Source organism: Streptomyces sp. NPDC051940, from assembly GCF_040680895.1.
Lineage (GTDB): Bacteria > Actinomycetota > Actinomycetes > Streptomycetales > Streptomycetaceae > Streptomyces.
The window spans coordinates 1-14,537 of the sequence record NZ_JBFAXR010000088.1; the positions used below are offsets into that span (position 1 = coordinate 1).

The following is a 14,537-nucleotide window of genomic DNA, read 5'->3' on the forward strand; positions in this document are numbered from 1 at the left end:
TTCGCGGTGTGGCGGTGAGGGGTCCGGTTGGGCTGCCGGGTCCGGGTTGGTTCGGTGCCGGGAAGTTCGCGGTGTGGCGGTGAGGGGTCCGGTTGGGCTGCCGGGTCCGGGTTGGTTCGGTGCCGGGAAGTTCGCGGTGTGGCGGTGAGGGGTCCGGTTGCGCTCCCGGGTCCGGGTTGGTTCGGTGCCGGAAACCTTGCGGTGGCGGCGGTGAGGAGCCCCGGTGGGCTGCCGGGCGGGGTCTTCGCGTGGTCGCCCGGGCGGGGGCTTGCGGTGGCGGCATCGGTGGGACGGCGGTCCGAACGCCACCAGCGCCTGTCCTGGCCGTCCCCGGCCCGCCCCGCCGCCGGCCAGCCCCTTACGTCGCCGCCCCGCCCCGTTACACGCAGCCAGCCCCGGGCCGAAGGCCCGACCCGCGCGCCAGCGCGGGTGCCCACCCACGGCTCCCAGGCCCGGCAGCGCAACCGTCAGTACGGCGAAACCGCGCCGCCCACCCGCCGTAGGCGCACCCAACCGCCCAGCCGTCAGTGCGGCGAAGCCCGCCCGCCCCGCTGGCGCACCCCAGGGCGCGAAACCGCGCCGCCCACCCGCCGTAGGCGCACTCGGCAGCCCGGCCGTCAGTGCGGCGAAGCCGGCCCGCCCCGCCGGCGCACCCCCTGGCGCGGAACCGCGCCGCCCACCGCCGGAGGCGCACCCAACCGCCCGGCCGTCACTGCGGCGAAGCCGGCCCGCCCCGCCGGGGCACCGCCTGGCGCGAAACCGTGCCGCCCACCCGCCGGAGGCGCACTCGGCAGCCCGGCCGTCAGTGCGGCGAAGCCGGCCCGCCCCGCCGGCGCACCCCCTGGGCCCAGCCCGCAGGGCCCCCGCCCCGCCCCCTTACCCCTCCCGCGAAGCCGCGATCTGGCGGGACATGATCGTCGTCAGTTCGTACGCCGTGTGCGACGCCGCCACGCACGTGATCTCCGCGTGGTCGTACGCCGGGGCGACCTCCACGACGTCCGCCGAGACCAGGTTGCACGACGCCAAGCCGCGGAGGATCTCCAGCAGCTCGCGCGACGTCATGCCGCCCGCCTCCGGCGTACCCGTGCCAGGGGCGTGGGCCGGGTCGAGGCAGTCGATGTCGATCGAGATGTACAGGGGGCGGTCGCCGATGCGCTGGCGGAGCTGGTCGGCGACCTCGTCCGCGCCGCGGCGGTAGACGTCCGCTGACGTGACGATGCCGAAGCCCATCTTCTCGTCGTCCGTCAGGTCCTGCTTGCCGTACAGCGGCCCGCGGATGCCGACGTGGGAGAGGGCGGAGGTGTCGAGGATGCCCTCCTCGACCGCCCGGCGGAACGGGGTCCCATGCGTGTACTCCGCGCCGAAGTACGTGTCCCAGGTGTCCAGGTGCGCGTCGAAGTGCAGCAGCGCCACCGGTCCGTGCTTCTTCGCCACCGAACGCAGCAGCGGCAGCGCGATCGTGTGGTCGCCGCCCAGCGTCATCAGGCGGGCACCCGTGCCGAGCAGCTCGTCCGCCGCGGCCTCGACCGTCTCCACGGCTTCGTTGATGTTGAACGGGTTCACCGCGATGTCACCCGCGTCCGCGACCTGCGCCAGCGCGAAGGGGGACGCGTCCTGCGCCGGGTTGTACGGGCGCAGCAGCCGCGACGCCTCGCGGATCGCGTTGCCGCCGAAGCGGGCGCCGGGGCGGTAGGAGACGCCGGAGTCGAAGGGGACGCCGACCACGGCGACGTCCGTACGCCCCACCTCGTCCAGCCGCGGCAGCCGCGCGAAGGTCGCGGGCCCTGCGTACCGGGGTATGCGGGAGGAGTCGACGGGGCCTCGCGGCTCGGGGTGTGCGCTGCTGGTGCTCATGCTTCCGAGGGTAGGCGGGGCCCGGCCCCCCGCCACCTGTACGCCGTGCACGACGGACCGCCGTCGTTTGTACGCCGTGCACCACAGGTCCGCCGCCCGAATGTCCCGGCCGGTACCCCGTCCGGCCCGCTTGTCCGGCTGGGGGTCCGGGGGTCACCCCCGGGACAACGCAGCGCCCCTGCGGCCGGCCCGTCACCCGCGCGGGTGAGAATGGCCACATGTCGACTGCATCCATCGCGCCCAGCCGCCCCGAGCTCATCGACCATCTCGTACGGACCCGGATCGCCGGCGACGTCGCCACCACCCGGGAGCACAACCGCAACAACTACCGCGAGTGCGCCGCGGGCAACCCGCGCTACCTCCTCGGCCTCGACGTCCACGAGCGCTGGACGGAGGCGGACGTGCTGGCCCTGATGGCCGACCGGGTCGGCGTCAGCCCCGACCCGGAGCACGTGGCCGGCGCCGACACCATCGACCCGGAGCTGGTGGTGGACGGCCTCGACCGGATGGCCACCGCCCTGCGCAAGGCCGCCGACGCCCGGCGGCGGGTGCTGGTGGCCACCGGCCACCCCGGCGCCCTGCTCGACACGCACCGGGCCATCGCCACCGCCCTGCAGGCCGCCGGGTGCGAGCTGGTGTCCGTACCGGAGGACCTGCGGGTGGGACCCGGCTCCGACGAGTCGTACGGCCTCGTCCAGCAGATCGGCGGCGTCGCCGTGCTGGAGCGCGGCGCCTCGCTGTGGCACACGCACGCGCCGGAGCCGATGTGGGCGATCCTCGACAGCCTGGAGGCCCGGGGGCGCGAGCTGCCGGAGTTCGTGGTCGCGGACCACGGCTGGGCGGGCGCGGCGGGGTGGCGCGGCATCGACACGGTGGGCTTCGCCGACTCCAACGACCCGGCCCTCTTCCTCGGCGAGGCCGAGGGCACGCTGGCGGTGACCGTGCCCCTGGACGACCACGTGACGGACTCGCGGTACTACGAGCCCGTCACGGCGTATCTGCTGCAGGCGGCGGGGCTCGCGGGGTAGCCCTCCGGACGCGACGATGCCCCGCGGCCGGCGTGGCCGCGGGGCATCGTCATGTTCTGCGGGCGGATGCTACTTGACGTAGACGATGCCGTCCGTGGTGATCGCCGGGCGGCCGCTCGTGCCGACCACGACGATCTTGATCGTGTGCGTGGCGCTGGTCGTCCACCGCTTCGCCCAGATGATGTTCCGGTACATGGTGGTGGAGGACTTCAGGTCCACGGTGGCGACCTTCACGTTGTCCACCCAGACCTCCGCCTGGCCCGAGGTGCTGGCCCGCGAGACGACCCAGCCGACGGAGCTGCCGGTGAAGGTCCACTTCAGGCTCGCGCCCTTGGAGCTGGACGAGTACGACGCGCCGCCCAGGTACGACGACGAGCTCTTCGTGCTCCACGTGCCCCACTTCGAGGCCGCGCTCTCCTGCGCGATCACCGGGGTGTAGGCCTTCGTGGCGGTGCCGTAGTTGCCCGCGTAGTCGTACGCGCGCATCGTCCAGGAGGTGGCGGTGCCCGGCTTCGCCGTGACCGAGGCGCTGGTGGTCGTCGGACCGTACGTCGCGGTCGACGGGGCCGTCAGCTGCGCGGACTTCAGCCCGTTGGCGTCGGTGGCCGCCCAGGACAGGTAGACCGGCACGGAGGTGCTGCTCGCGGTGCCGCCGCGGATGCCGATGAACGGGGCCTTGGTGAAGGTCGGCGCGGTCGTCTCGGCGACGACGGTCACCGCGGCGGAGGTGCTGGTCTTACCGCCGATGTGCGTGGCGCGCACGGCGACGGTGTGCGTCCCCACGGCCAGGGTGCCCTGGGCGGAGGTGGCGGAGCCGCCCGCGGAGGCGACGGGCTGGCCGTCGACGAGCAGCTCGTACCCCTTGATCAGGGAGGAGGGCGTGGTCGCCTTCCAGTTCACCGTGACGGCGCCCTTGGTGTAGTACTTCGTGCCGGAGAGCGAGGCGCCCGAGAGGGACGTGATCGCCAGCCCGCTCACGGGGTCCGCGGCGTAGCTGCGGATGGTCGGAAGCGCGGAGTACAGCGAGTTGCCCGGGCACTGCGTGTTGTAGCCGTCGCGGTGGGCCGAGATCCGGTTGAAGGTGTACTTCGTGCCGGCGGTGAAGCTCGTGCCGAAGTAGTTCTTCTGCGTGGCACCGGCGTTCAGCGCCACGGTGCCCTTCGGGTCCGCACCGTACTGGCCGAGCTTCCAGGCGGCGATCCGCGCGATCGAGGTCTTCACCGAGGTGGACGGCGAGTAGCTCACGTAGTTGCCCAGCACCGCGATGCCGGCGGACTCACGGTTCCAGCCGTAGGTGTGGGCGCCGAGCACCGGCAGGTCGACACCGCCCTTGCGGCCCTCGTAGATCTTCCCGCACTTGTCGACGAGGAAGTTGTAGCCGATGTCGTTCCAGCCCTCGACGTTGATGTGGTACTCCATGATGCCCCGGATGATCGAGGCGGAGTCCGCACAGTCGTAGTCGTTGACGCCGTCCGTGTGGTGGACGAAGACCGCCTTGACGTCGGCGTTGTACTCCGACGGGTCGGGGCTCAGGTCCTCGTCCGCACCCCAGCCCGCCCGGGAGACGATCGGCGGCTTCGGCGCGGTGGACGGGGGCGCCACCGGCACGCTCGGGCTGTCGGTCGGCGTCGGTGTCGCGGTGGTCGTCGGCGTCGCCGTCGAGTCCTGCATGGAGAAGGCGGCCAGCTCGGTGGTGGCGGCCTGCTCCTTGCCCGGGTCGATGAGGTTCAGCTTCATCCCGTCGGGCAGCGCGGCGCCCTCGGCGCCGTCGATCTTCAGCTCGACGCCGTCGGAGGGGCCGACCCACGTCGGGGCCGTCGAGCCGACCGGGTTGGTGTTCTCCTCCATGCGGGTGTTGTCGGCGATCTCGAGCTCACGCCACGACGTCCACTCACCCGACTCCGCGCCGCGGGTGCGCACCTCGATGCTCTCGGGCGCCTTGTCCTTCAGGTCGCTCCAGCTCACGCCGAGCATCGAGAAGTCCTCGGTGTCCTGCTTGCCGAGGCTGACGTCGTTGCCCGACGTCGCCTTGAGGTTCATCCGGTGCAACTCCGCCTTCACCGGTCCGCTCACCACCGGGGGCCCGTCCTTGGCGGAGTCGCTCGGCGAACCGGAGGCGTATCCGAAGACGCCGACCGTCGTGCCGGCGAGGGCGGCGGCGGCCGCCGTGTACCAGACCCGGTGTGAAATGCGCGATTTGCGGTGTTGGGACACCGTTTTCCCCTCTGTCCCCGGCGCGGTCGAACGCGCCGGGCTAGGCGGGACCGTTCCTGGGCAAGGGGCGGCCCCCGCGGCGGATGCTCAGTGTGTCGCCTCGGCGCACGATCGGCGCCCGATGGGGGTGCGACAGTCTGCAAACCTTTCACGGAAGTAGCGGTCTTGACCACCGAGTTCAAGCAAAGACCCAAGTAACTTCCGTCACGGGAATACCAACTGACGCAGTGAGAAAGCGTCGAAAGTCGGTAATTTCCGGTCAAAGTGAGCAGCGGGGCTCACCCCCGCGGCACCCGCACCACGCCCTCCTGGATCACCGACGCGACCAGCCGCCCGTCCCGGCTGAAGATCCGGCCCCGGGCCAGCCCGCGGCCGCCCTGCGCGGTCGGCGACTCCTGGTCGTACAGCAGCCACTCGTCCGCCCGGAACGGCCGGTGGAACCACATCGCGTGGTCCAGGCTCGCGCCGACCACGTCGCCGGTGGCCCAGCCGCCGCGGCCGTGGGCGAGGAGCACGGAGTCCAGGAGCGTCATGTCCGAGACGTACGTCATCAGGCAGATGTGCAGCATCGGATCGTCGGCCAGCGAGCCGTTCGTACGGAACCACACCTGCGAGCGCGGCTCGCGCGGCTGTCCGGCGGTGGCGAACGGCGGCTCCTCGGCGTACCGCAGGTCCACCGCCGACCGCACCTCCAGCAGCCGTTCGACGACGCTCGGGTGCAGGAAGCGGTCGGCGTACCGCGGCAGCGTCTCCTCGGCCGTCGGCAGCGACTCCGGGTCGGGCGCCGGCGGCATCGGCTCCTGGTGCTCCAGGCCCTCCTCGTACGTCTGGAAGGACGCCGAGAGGTGGAAGATCGGCTGGCCGTGCTGCACGGCCACCACCCGGCGGGTGGTGAACGAGCGCCCGTCGCGGATCCGGTCCACCGAGTACACGATGGGCACGCCCGGGTCGCCGGGGCGCAGGAAGTACGCGTGCAGGGAGTGCGCCGGCCGGTCGTCGGGGACGGTCCGGCCGGCCGCCACCAGCGCCTGGGCGGCCACCTGGCCGCCGAAGACGCGGGGGACGATGGCCAGTCGCGACTGGCCGCGGAAGATGTCCTGCTCGATCCGCTCGAGGTCGAGCAGATCGAGCAGGTCGTCGAGTGCTTTGTTCATGTGGAGATGCTTCACGCGGCGACCCTGGAGGCCGTTACGTTCGTCCTTTCGAAGACGCCGGGGACCCTTGGGTCGGCAGCGGAACTGAATCCTGATGGATCGGCGCGGAGTGCGTCTCGGCCTGGCCTGGAGGCGTTGTCAGTGCCGCCCACTAGGTTGCCTGTATGACGGCAGTGCTGCGTTGGCTCGCGCGGGTTCGCCCTGGCTGGCGGAGGGGGCCAGCGTCCCGCAGCAGCAAACGATCCGCGACTTCGGTACCTCCCGCGCCAAGGCCCTCAAGGATGTCAAGGACCGGCTGCCGATGCGTCGTCGGGCTGGGATGCCGGGATACAAGAAGAAGCGTCAGGCACTGCCGACGCTGAACTACACAAGGCGCGGATTCCGCCTGCGGGACGGACGGCTCTGCCTCGCAGGCGGAACCGTTCTGACCGTGGTGTGGTCCCGTGATCTTCCTGGTGATCCTTCGTCGGTGCGGGTGTACCGAGACAGCGTCGGGCACTGGTGGGCGAGTTTTGTTGTACCGGCCCATGTGCAGCAGCTGCCTGTCACCGGGCGGGTGCTGGGAGTCGACTGGGGTGTGCGGGAGACGGCCACGACCACCTCCGACAGCCACGATTTGCCGCACCCTGAGCACGGCCGACGAGCTGCGCAGCGTCTCGCTCGCTACCAGCGAATGATGTCGCGCCGTAAGCCGAAGAACGGGCAGCCCGCGTCCAAGGGGTACCGCGTGGCGCGGCGTCAGGCGGCCAAGCTGCACAAGAAGATCACGCGACAGCGGCAGGACACCGCCCGTAAGTGGGCGAAGAAGGTGGTGACCGACCACGACGCCGTCGCGGTGGAGGACTTCCGTCCGAAGTTCCTCGCCAAGTACACCATGGCCCGCAAGGCCGCCGATGCAGCGATCGGCGCCACCAAGCAGGCCCTGATCGGGATGGGTCGCAAGCACGGGCGGGACATCCGTCTGGTGCATCCCGCGCACACCACCATGGACTGCGCGTCGTGCGGAGCGAGAACCAAGCACGCACTGCCTCTTTCGGAACGTACCTACACCTGCACCGCGTGCGGAGCCGTGTCCCCCCGGGACAAGGACTCCGCCCGCGTGATGCTCGTCCGGGCTGGTCTCAACCCGGCTGGTGCCGAGGGCGCAAGACCTCCCGGAGCGCCGCTCCGGGAGGCAGCCTGAGCCAGGAATCTCCTCCTGCGGGAGGGGAGGATTCAAAGGCCCATCGACTTGGCGACGATCGACCGCATGACCTCGGACGTGCCGCCGTAGATCCGGGTGACGCGGGTGTCGGCGTACAGGCGGGCGATCGGGTACTCGTTCATGTAGCCGTAGCCGCCGTGCAGCTGCAGGCACTTGTCGATCACGACGGCCGCGCGCTCGGTGGCGAAGAGCTTCACCGCGGCCGCGTCGGCGACAGACAGCTCGCCCGCGTCGTGCGCGTCCAGCGCCTTGTCGACGTACGCCTCGATGGCGTCGACGTCGGTCTTGCAGTCGGCGAGCACGAACTTGGTGTTCTGGAACTCCGCGACCGCCTTGCCGAAGACCGTGCGCTCCCGCACGTACTCGGTGGCGAACCGGACCGCCGCCGCGGCCTGCGCATACGCGCCCACCGCGATGCCGAGGCGCTCCTGCGGGAGGTTGTGGGTGAGGTAGCTGAAGCCCTTGCCCTCCTCGCCGAGGAGGTCCTCGACGGGGACCTTGACGTCGGAGAAGGACAGCTCGGCGGTGTCGGACGACTTCAGGCCCAGCTTGTCGAGCTTGCGGCCGACCGCATAGCCAGGCGACTTGGTGTCCACGACCAGGATCGAGATACCGCCGCGGCGGTCCTCCGGCGTGGCCGGCGAGGTGCGGGCGCAGACCAGCACGCGGTCGGCCTGGACGCCGCCGGTGATGAAGGTCTTGGCGCCGTTGAGGACGTAGTGGGTGCCGTCCTCGCTCAGCTTCGCGGTGGTCTTCATGCCCGCGAGGTCCGAGCCGGTGCCCGGCTCGGTCATGGCGATGGCGGTCATCATCTCGCCCGAGACGAAGTCCGGCAGCCAGCGCTTCTTCTGCTCCTCACTGGCGTACGCCAGGATGTACGGCAGGCACAGCATGGTGTGCACGCCGGAGCCGCCGAAGCTGACGCCCGCGCGGGCGCACTCCTCGCTGATCACGGCGGAGTACTTGAAGGACGTCTCGCCCGCCCCGCCGTACTCCTCCGGCACCTCGATGCCGAAGACGCCCAGCTCGCCGAGCTTCTTGTAGAACTCGCGCGGGGCGGCGCCCGCCTCCATCCACTCGTGGTAGTACGGCACGACCTCGGCGGCGATGAAGTCCCGGATGGTCTCCCGGAACGCCTCGTGGTCTGCGTTGAACACGGTCCGCCGCATCGGGTCCGCCTCCTGTGTCACCTCGACGACTAAGCGCTTGCTCATCGACGAAGCTACCGGGCGGTCAGTATGCGTGTCCAGAGCGGACCGGCCCGCGTCAGCCCACGGTGTCGAAGCTCACCCAGCCCCGCGCCGCGGAGGGCGTGAACAGCACCCCGCCCGCCACCACCGGCTCCACGGGCAGCCCCATGTCCAGCGTCTCCTGGTCGACGCCCTCGGCCGGGACCTCGTCCTGCCAGAGCACGTTCCCGGACTCGGGGTCGAACGCAGCGGCCGTGGTGGTGGACACCACGTACAGCCGGCCGCCCGCCCAGACCGGCGGCGCGTCGTTCATGCCGGTGCCCGGCATCGGCTTGCGCCACAGTTCGCGGCCGGATCCGGTGTCGACCGCCACGACGTCGACGTCGGTGACCAGGTACACGCGGCCCGCCGCGGCGGACAGATCGGGGTAGGCCACCTGGCCGCTGCCCCACATGCCCTCCACCGGGATCGCCTTCGAGGCCCCGCCGACCCGCAGCTCCTGCCGGAAGAGCCGCATGCCGTCCACGTCCGACTGGGCGCAGTACACCACCGGCTTCCCGGACTCCTCGACGAGCGCCTCGGTCCCCATCACGCAGGGCTGCTCCAGCTCGACCGTGCGGAGCCGCTTGCCGCTGCCCGCGTCGAACGCGGTCGCGGTCAGCTCCATGTCCTCGGTGCCGGTGAACACGTAGACCGTGCCGTCCAGGACGCGGACGGCCGGGGTGAAGTCCGAGGTGCTCGCGGTCGCGGGCCCCTTCTTCCAGACACGCTCCCCGCTCTCGGCCCCGACCGCGTGCACCTCGCCGTTCATGCGTGACCCGTAGACGTTGCGGCCGTCGGACACCAGCGGCCCGGTGGTCACCGGGTACGACCACAGCGGCTGCCCGTCGGAGACGGCGAAGGCCCGCCATTCGTCACCGGTGTTGACGACGACGGCGTCGCCGACGACGGCCGGGGCCATCCGGAAGGCGACGCCCGTCGGGGCCAGCCACCGGCGCTTGCCGGTGGCGGCGTCGATGCGGTGCGTGCCCTGGTCGTCGGCGCAGAACAGGCTCGCCCCGGCGAGTACGCAGTCGGCGTCGACGGCCTTGTACGACCAGGGGGTGAAGCCCTTCGGCCGGCGGTCCGGGGTGTCGCGGTAGCTGAAGCTGTAGCCGCCGGTGCCGGAGTCCGCGGGGAGGTAGTCCGCGGCGCCGGGGGGTTGCTTGGCGGGCTTCGGACTGTCCTGGGCCTTCCCCGGGTCGCTCGTGCCGCCGCCGGTGGTGCTGCCGGTGGTGGGGTCGTCGCCGTTCCCGTCGAGGAGGGTGTAGAGCGCGCCGGACGTCAGCACCGCCACGGCCACGACGCCGGCGACGGCGGCGGCCATCCGGCGCCTGCCACGGCGGGGGGTGTCGGCCGGCTGCGGCGCGGGTTGCGTGACGCCGGCCGCGACGGAGGGGGCGGTGGGGAAGGCGGAGGGCTGCGGCGCGGGGGGTTGCCGTACCCCGGTCACCACGGTCGGCGGGTGCGGGCCGGGGTCCGGTACGGGGGCGCCCGGCGCGGGGTGCAGCGCCTGCAGCCGGGCGAGCAGCCCGTCGGGGGTCGGCCGGTCGGCCGGGTCCTTGGCCAGGCACTCCCGTACGACCGGCAGCAGCCACGGCGGTACGCCGCCCAGATCCGGCTCCTCGTGCACCAGCTGGTACGCCACGGCGTACACGTCCGTCGCGTCGAACGGCACATGGCCGCTGGCGGCGAAGGTGAGCACCGAGCCCAGCGAGAACACGTCGCTCGGCGGCCCGATGTCCCGCTGCGCGCGGATCTGCTCCGGCGACATGAACGGCGGCGTGCCGACCGCGATCCCCGTCTGGGTCAGCTCCGCGCCCGCGTCCATGGCCCGAACCACGCCGAAGTCGATGACGCGGGGGCCGTCCTCGGCCAGCAGCACGTTGCCCGGCTTGAGGTCGCGGTGCACGATGCCCGCCCGGTGGATGTCCCGCAGGGCCTCCACCAGACCGGTCGCCAGCCGCAGCAACTCGTCGTCCGTGAAGGCCGGGCCGCGCCGGATCCGGTCGTCCAGCGGCTCGCCGGGGATGTACAGCGTCGCCATCCACGGCGGGTCCGCGTCCGGGTCCGCGTCCAGCACCGGCGCGGTGAACGCCCCGCTGACGCCGCGCGCCGCGGTCACCTCCTGCCGGAACCGCCGGCGGAACTCCGGCTGGTGCGCCACGTCCTGGCGGATCACCTTGACCGCGACCTGCCGGCCCGACGCCGAACGTCCCAGATAGACCCGGCCCATCCCGCCCCGGCCGAGCTCCCGCTCGAGCCGGTACCCGGGAATCCCCGGCAACTCCCGCCCGCCGTCCGCCATCTCTACGCCCCCGCACGCTGGTGGATCTCCGCTGCGGGGCGAGCATAGCGGCCGGTCCCCGGCGAGGCGGCGTGGGCGGGTGCGTCAGGGCCTGCTCACAGCTTGCGGGCGCAGCCCACCGGGTCGGGGCCGGGGAGGGTGACGTACAGGGCGGTGGCCTTGGGGCAGTTGTTCCGGGCGGGGACCGACTTGACGATGCGGAACTCCGGCTTGTCCTCCCCGGACCCGTCGCAGGCCGTCTCCCGCACCCGGCCCTCGGTCGTACGGTGCACGCAGTCGCCGAGGACCGTGTACGGACCGCCTCCCGCGCCCGGATCGCCGGGGTGCGGCGCGTCCAGCTTGCGCATGCAGGCGTAGCCGTCCGGGTCGGAGCCGGTCTTGCCCGCGGTGTGCTGGGTGAGGTCCAGGATGAAGTCCGTCACCTCGGCGCAGCGGGCACCGGACTCCCGGTCGCCGTGGTACCGGGCGGTCACCCGGGCGTACGCCCGCTCGCTGGTGCAGGAGACCTCCGCGAACCCGCTCCTGCCCCGCGTACTGCACTCGCCCGCGTCGAGGAACGTGCCGCCCGTCCGTACGGCGGGCGACTTCGTCGGCGCGGGCTTGTCCGGCTCGCCGCCGCCCTTCGACTGGCAGCCGGACGCGGCGAGGAGGAGGGCCACGGCGGCGAGGACCGGGAGCGGTCGTGTCATGGCTCCAGCATGGCGCAACGGGCGCAGAGCGCCAGAGGGTCGGGTGATCTCCCTGGCTCGGGGGCGTCCTTCGCACGGCTCGCGAGGGACGGGTGTCAGGCGATCTCCGCCCACCGTGTCCGCAGCGCCCGTACCGCTTCCTTGATCGCCGGGCGGCGGGCGGCGCGCGCCCGCCACACCGCGTACACGCGGCGCACCGGCACCGGGTCCAGCGGTACGGCGACCACGCCCGCCGGCAGCGGGCCGCGGCCCAGATGCGGGACGAGCGCGATGCCCAGGCCCTCGGCCACCAGGGCGAGCTGGGTGGCGTACTCGGCGGCCTCGTAGGCGAGTTCGGGCTCGTGTCCGGAGACGCGCAGGGTGCGTACCAGCCAGTCGTGGCAGACCGACCCGGCCGGCTGGCAGATCCACCGCTGACCGGCGAGGTCCGCGCGGCGCAGCGGCGCCGTACGGGAGGCGAAGGGGTGGTCCGCGGGTACGCAGATCTCGCACGTGTCGTCGCCGATGACGGCCAGTTCCAGGCCGTCGGGCGCGGGCAGCGGGGCGATGTCCCAGTCGTGGCACACGGCGAGGTCGACCACGCCCCGGGCGACCATGTCCGGCGAGAGGTGCGGGTCGGCCTCCATCAGCCGGGTGTCCAGCCCGGGGTGCTCCCGGGTGAGCGCGGCCAGCGCCCCCGGCAGCAGCCCGCGGGCGGCGGTCGCGAAGGCGGCGACCGTGAGCCGCCCGCCGGGCCGCCCGCGCTGGGCCTCGAGATCCGTCTCGGCCCGCTCGACCAGCGCCAGCAACTGCTTGGCCGTCCCGGCGAGATGCTGCCCGGCGTCCGTGAGCACGACGCCGCGCCCCTGCCGCTCCAGCAGCGTGGTCCGGGTCTCGCGCTCCAGCTTGCCGACGGACTGCGACACGGCGGACGGCGAGTAACCGAGCGCCGCGGCGGCCCCGGCGATGGACCCGTGCACATGGACCGCGTGCAGGGCGCGCAGTCGGGTCAGGTCGAGCATGGGGTGCCTCCGATCTCGTCCGTACTCGGGCAATCATAAGCAACGGTGAATCCTTCCGTGAAGCAATCCGTGCTGGTGCTTATGGATTCCGGTGCGGATGCTGGACGGCATGCGTCCACACCACACCGCGCTCGCGGTGCTCGTCGCCGCCGTCTGGGGCGTCAACTTCGTCGTCATCGAGCTCGGCCTCGACCACTTCCCGCCGCTGCTCTTCTCGGCTCTGCGTTTCCTCGCCGCGGCCGTCCCCGCCGTGTTTCTCGTCGGCCGTCCCAAGGTCGCCTGGAAGTGGATCGTGGCCGTCGGGGTGGCGCTGGGCACGGTCAAGTTCGGGCTGCTGTTCATCGGCATGGACCGCGGCATGCCGGCCGGTCTGTCGTCCCTGGTGGTCCAGGTCCAGGCGGTGTTCACCGCCGTCCTCGCGATGGCCTTCCTGGGCGAGCGCCCCGGCCGGATCCGCCTGGTGGGCATGGGCGTCGCCCTGGCCGGGGTGGGCGTGGCGGCCGTCGACGAGGGCGCCTCCGGCCCGCTCGGCGCCTTCGCCCTGATCATCGCCGCCGCGGTGGCCTGGGGCGTGTCGAACGTGATCACCCGCAAGGCGGCCCCGCCCGACCCCCTGAACTGGATGGTCTGGGTGAGCACCGTCCCCGTACTGCCGCTGCTCGGCCTCTCGCTGCTCACCGAGGGCTGGGACCGGGACGTCGCGGCCCTGCGCGGCCTGGACTGGCCGGGCGTGGGCGCGATCGTGTACGTCGCGTGGGTCACGACGCTCTTCGGCTTCGGCGCGTGGGGCCATCTGATGCGCCACTACGAGGCGTCGCTCGTCGCCCCGTACACGCTGCTCGTCCCGGTCTTCGGCATGTCCTCGGCCGCGCTGCTGCTGGGCGAGGGGATCAGCCCGCTGCGGTGGTGCGCGGCGGTCCTGCTGGTCGGGGGAGTGACGATCACGTCGCTGGGGCGGATCCCGGGGGCGCGCGGCTCGCTGGGCTCCCGCGGCGCCATGGGCTCCTCCGGTTCCTCCGACTCCTCCGGTTCCGTCGGCTCCTCCCGCTCCCTCCGATTCAGGAGGCGTACGACAGCAGCTGCAGCAGATGCTCCCGCCCCGGCCCAAGCAGCCGCGACAGCTCCGCTGCCTGCGGGTACCAGCGCTTCTCGTACTCCCAGCACAGCCAGCCGTCCCAGCCCGACTCGCTGAGCAGCGCCAGCACCTCGCCCAGCGGCAGCGCCCCGGCGCCCAGCCCCAGCGGGGTGGTGTCCTCGCGCGAGGAGATGTCCTTGACCTGCACGTACGCCAGATGCCCGCCGAGCGCGGCGAGCGTGTCCGCCGGTTCCTCGCCGCCCATCCAGGGGTGCATGACGTCCCAGATGGCGCCCACACTGCGGTGCCCGACGGCATCGAGCACGCGGGCCGCGTCCGCCCCTGTGCGGTGGCTGTCGTGGGTCTCCAGCAGCACCCGTACGCCGAGGTCGGCCGCGTACGGGGCGACGGCCTTCAGCCGCCGTACGGCCGTCGGGTCGGCCTCGACGGCGGGGGAGTCGCCGGCGCCGGGGAAGACGCGGATGTTGGCGGCGCCCAGATCGCGGGCGAGGTCGAGGAGGGTGCGGATCTCGTCCAGTACCGGCCCGTCGTCGCCGGGGGCGCAGACCTTGGCGTACCCGGCGAGGGTCAGGATCTCCACGCCGGCCTTGGCGAACGCCTCGACGACGTCGGCGCGTTCGCCGAGGTTCAGCCCCGGGTGGACCGGCTCCTCGGGGTGGCAGCGGAGTTCGACGCCCTGGTAACCGTTCTCGCCGGCGAGCCGCAGCACGTCGGGGAGGGGGAGAGCGGGCAGGCCGAGGGTGGAGAAGGCGAGTCGCAT

At 72.5% G+C, this 14,537-nt stretch carries 10 protein-coding genes and 1 pseudogene; 3 read left to right on the plus strand and 8 right to left on the minus strand.

From position 1 onward, the window contains the following. Positions 1-876 precede the first annotated feature (876 nt). Positions 877-1,854 (minus strand): agmatinase, encoded by a 978-nt coding sequence (gene speB / locus AB0M28_RS27930; protein WP_365410693.1) that lies wholly within the window; start codon positions 1,852-1,854, stop codon positions 877-879. Between the two features lie 218 nt (positions 1,855-2,072). Between speB and AB0M28_RS27935 the strand changes: the two genes are divergently transcribed. Further along, a complete protein-coding gene (locus AB0M28_RS27935) occupies positions 2,073-2,882 on the plus strand; it encodes a phosphatase (RefSeq protein WP_365410696.1) in 810 nt (269 codons plus the stop codon). A 69-nt stretch (positions 2,883-2,951) separates the two neighbouring features. Here the strand turns inward: AB0M28_RS27935 and AB0M28_RS27940 are convergent, their stop codons facing one another. Both AB0M28_RS27940 and tesB read right to left on the minus strand, forming a co-directional pair. Beyond that, positions 2,952-5,096 carry a peptidoglycan recognition protein gene (locus AB0M28_RS27940; RefSeq protein WP_365410699.1) on the minus strand — a complete coding sequence of 715 codons (2,145 nt, stop codon included), beginning with the start codon at positions 5,094-5,096 and terminating at the stop codon, positions 2,952-2,954. A gap of 278 nt (positions 5,097-5,374) precedes the next feature. Then, positions 5,375-6,250: an acyl-CoA thioesterase II gene (tesB, locus tag AB0M28_RS27945; protein ID WP_365410703.1), complete on the minus strand. Its 876-nt coding sequence runs from the start codon at positions 6,248-6,250 to the stop codon at positions 5,375-5,377. A gap of 160 nt (positions 6,251-6,410) precedes the next feature. On the opposite strand from tesB, the gene AB0M28_RS27950 reads away from it, so the two are divergent. Next, entirely contained in the window at positions 6,411-7,433 is a 1,023-nt protein-coding gene (locus AB0M28_RS27950) for a transposase (RefSeq protein WP_365410758.1), read from the plus strand. Between the two features lie 32 nt (positions 7,434-7,465). Here AB0M28_RS27950 and AB0M28_RS27955 read toward each other — a convergent pair whose 3' ends face one another. The 4 genes from AB0M28_RS27955 to AB0M28_RS27970 form a co-directional block, all read right to left on the minus strand. Further along, the gene (locus tag AB0M28_RS27955) at positions 7,466-8,623 is read right to left on the minus strand and encodes an acyl-CoA dehydrogenase family protein (RefSeq protein WP_365410761.1); all 1,158 of its coding nucleotides are present in this window, start codon (positions 8,621-8,623) and stop codon (positions 7,466-7,468) included. Positions 8,624-8,720: 97 nt separating this feature from the next. Beyond that, on the minus strand, positions 8,721-10,991 hold the full coding sequence (locus AB0M28_RS27960; RefSeq protein WP_365410706.1) for a protein kinase: 2,271 nt from the start codon (positions 10,989-10,991) through the stop codon (positions 8,721-8,723). Positions 10,992-11,086: 95 nt separating this feature from the next. Beyond that, complete coding sequence (locus tag AB0M28_RS27965; RefSeq protein WP_365410709.1) at positions 11,087-11,680, minus strand: hypothetical protein; 594 nt, start codon at positions 11,678-11,680, stop codon at positions 11,087-11,089. 95 nt (positions 11,681-11,775) lie between these two features. Continuing rightward, complete coding sequence (locus tag AB0M28_RS27970; protein WP_365410712.1) at positions 11,776-12,681, minus strand: LysR family transcriptional regulator; 906 nt, start codon at positions 12,679-12,681, stop codon at positions 11,776-11,778. A gap of 109 nt (positions 12,682-12,790) precedes the next feature. On the opposite strand from AB0M28_RS27970, the pseudogene AB0M28_RS27975 reads away from it, so the two are divergent. Beyond that, a pseudogene (locus AB0M28_RS27975) lies at positions 12,791-13,570 on the plus strand (EamA family transporter); the annotation flags it as partial. Positions 13,571-13,739: 169 nt separating this feature from the next. Here the strand turns inward: AB0M28_RS27975 and AB0M28_RS27980 are convergent. After that, positions 13,740-14,537 carry a sugar phosphate isomerase/epimerase gene (locus AB0M28_RS27980; protein ID WP_365410715.1) on the minus strand — a complete coding sequence of 266 codons (798 nt, stop codon included), beginning with the start codon at positions 14,535-14,537 and terminating at the stop codon, positions 13,740-13,742.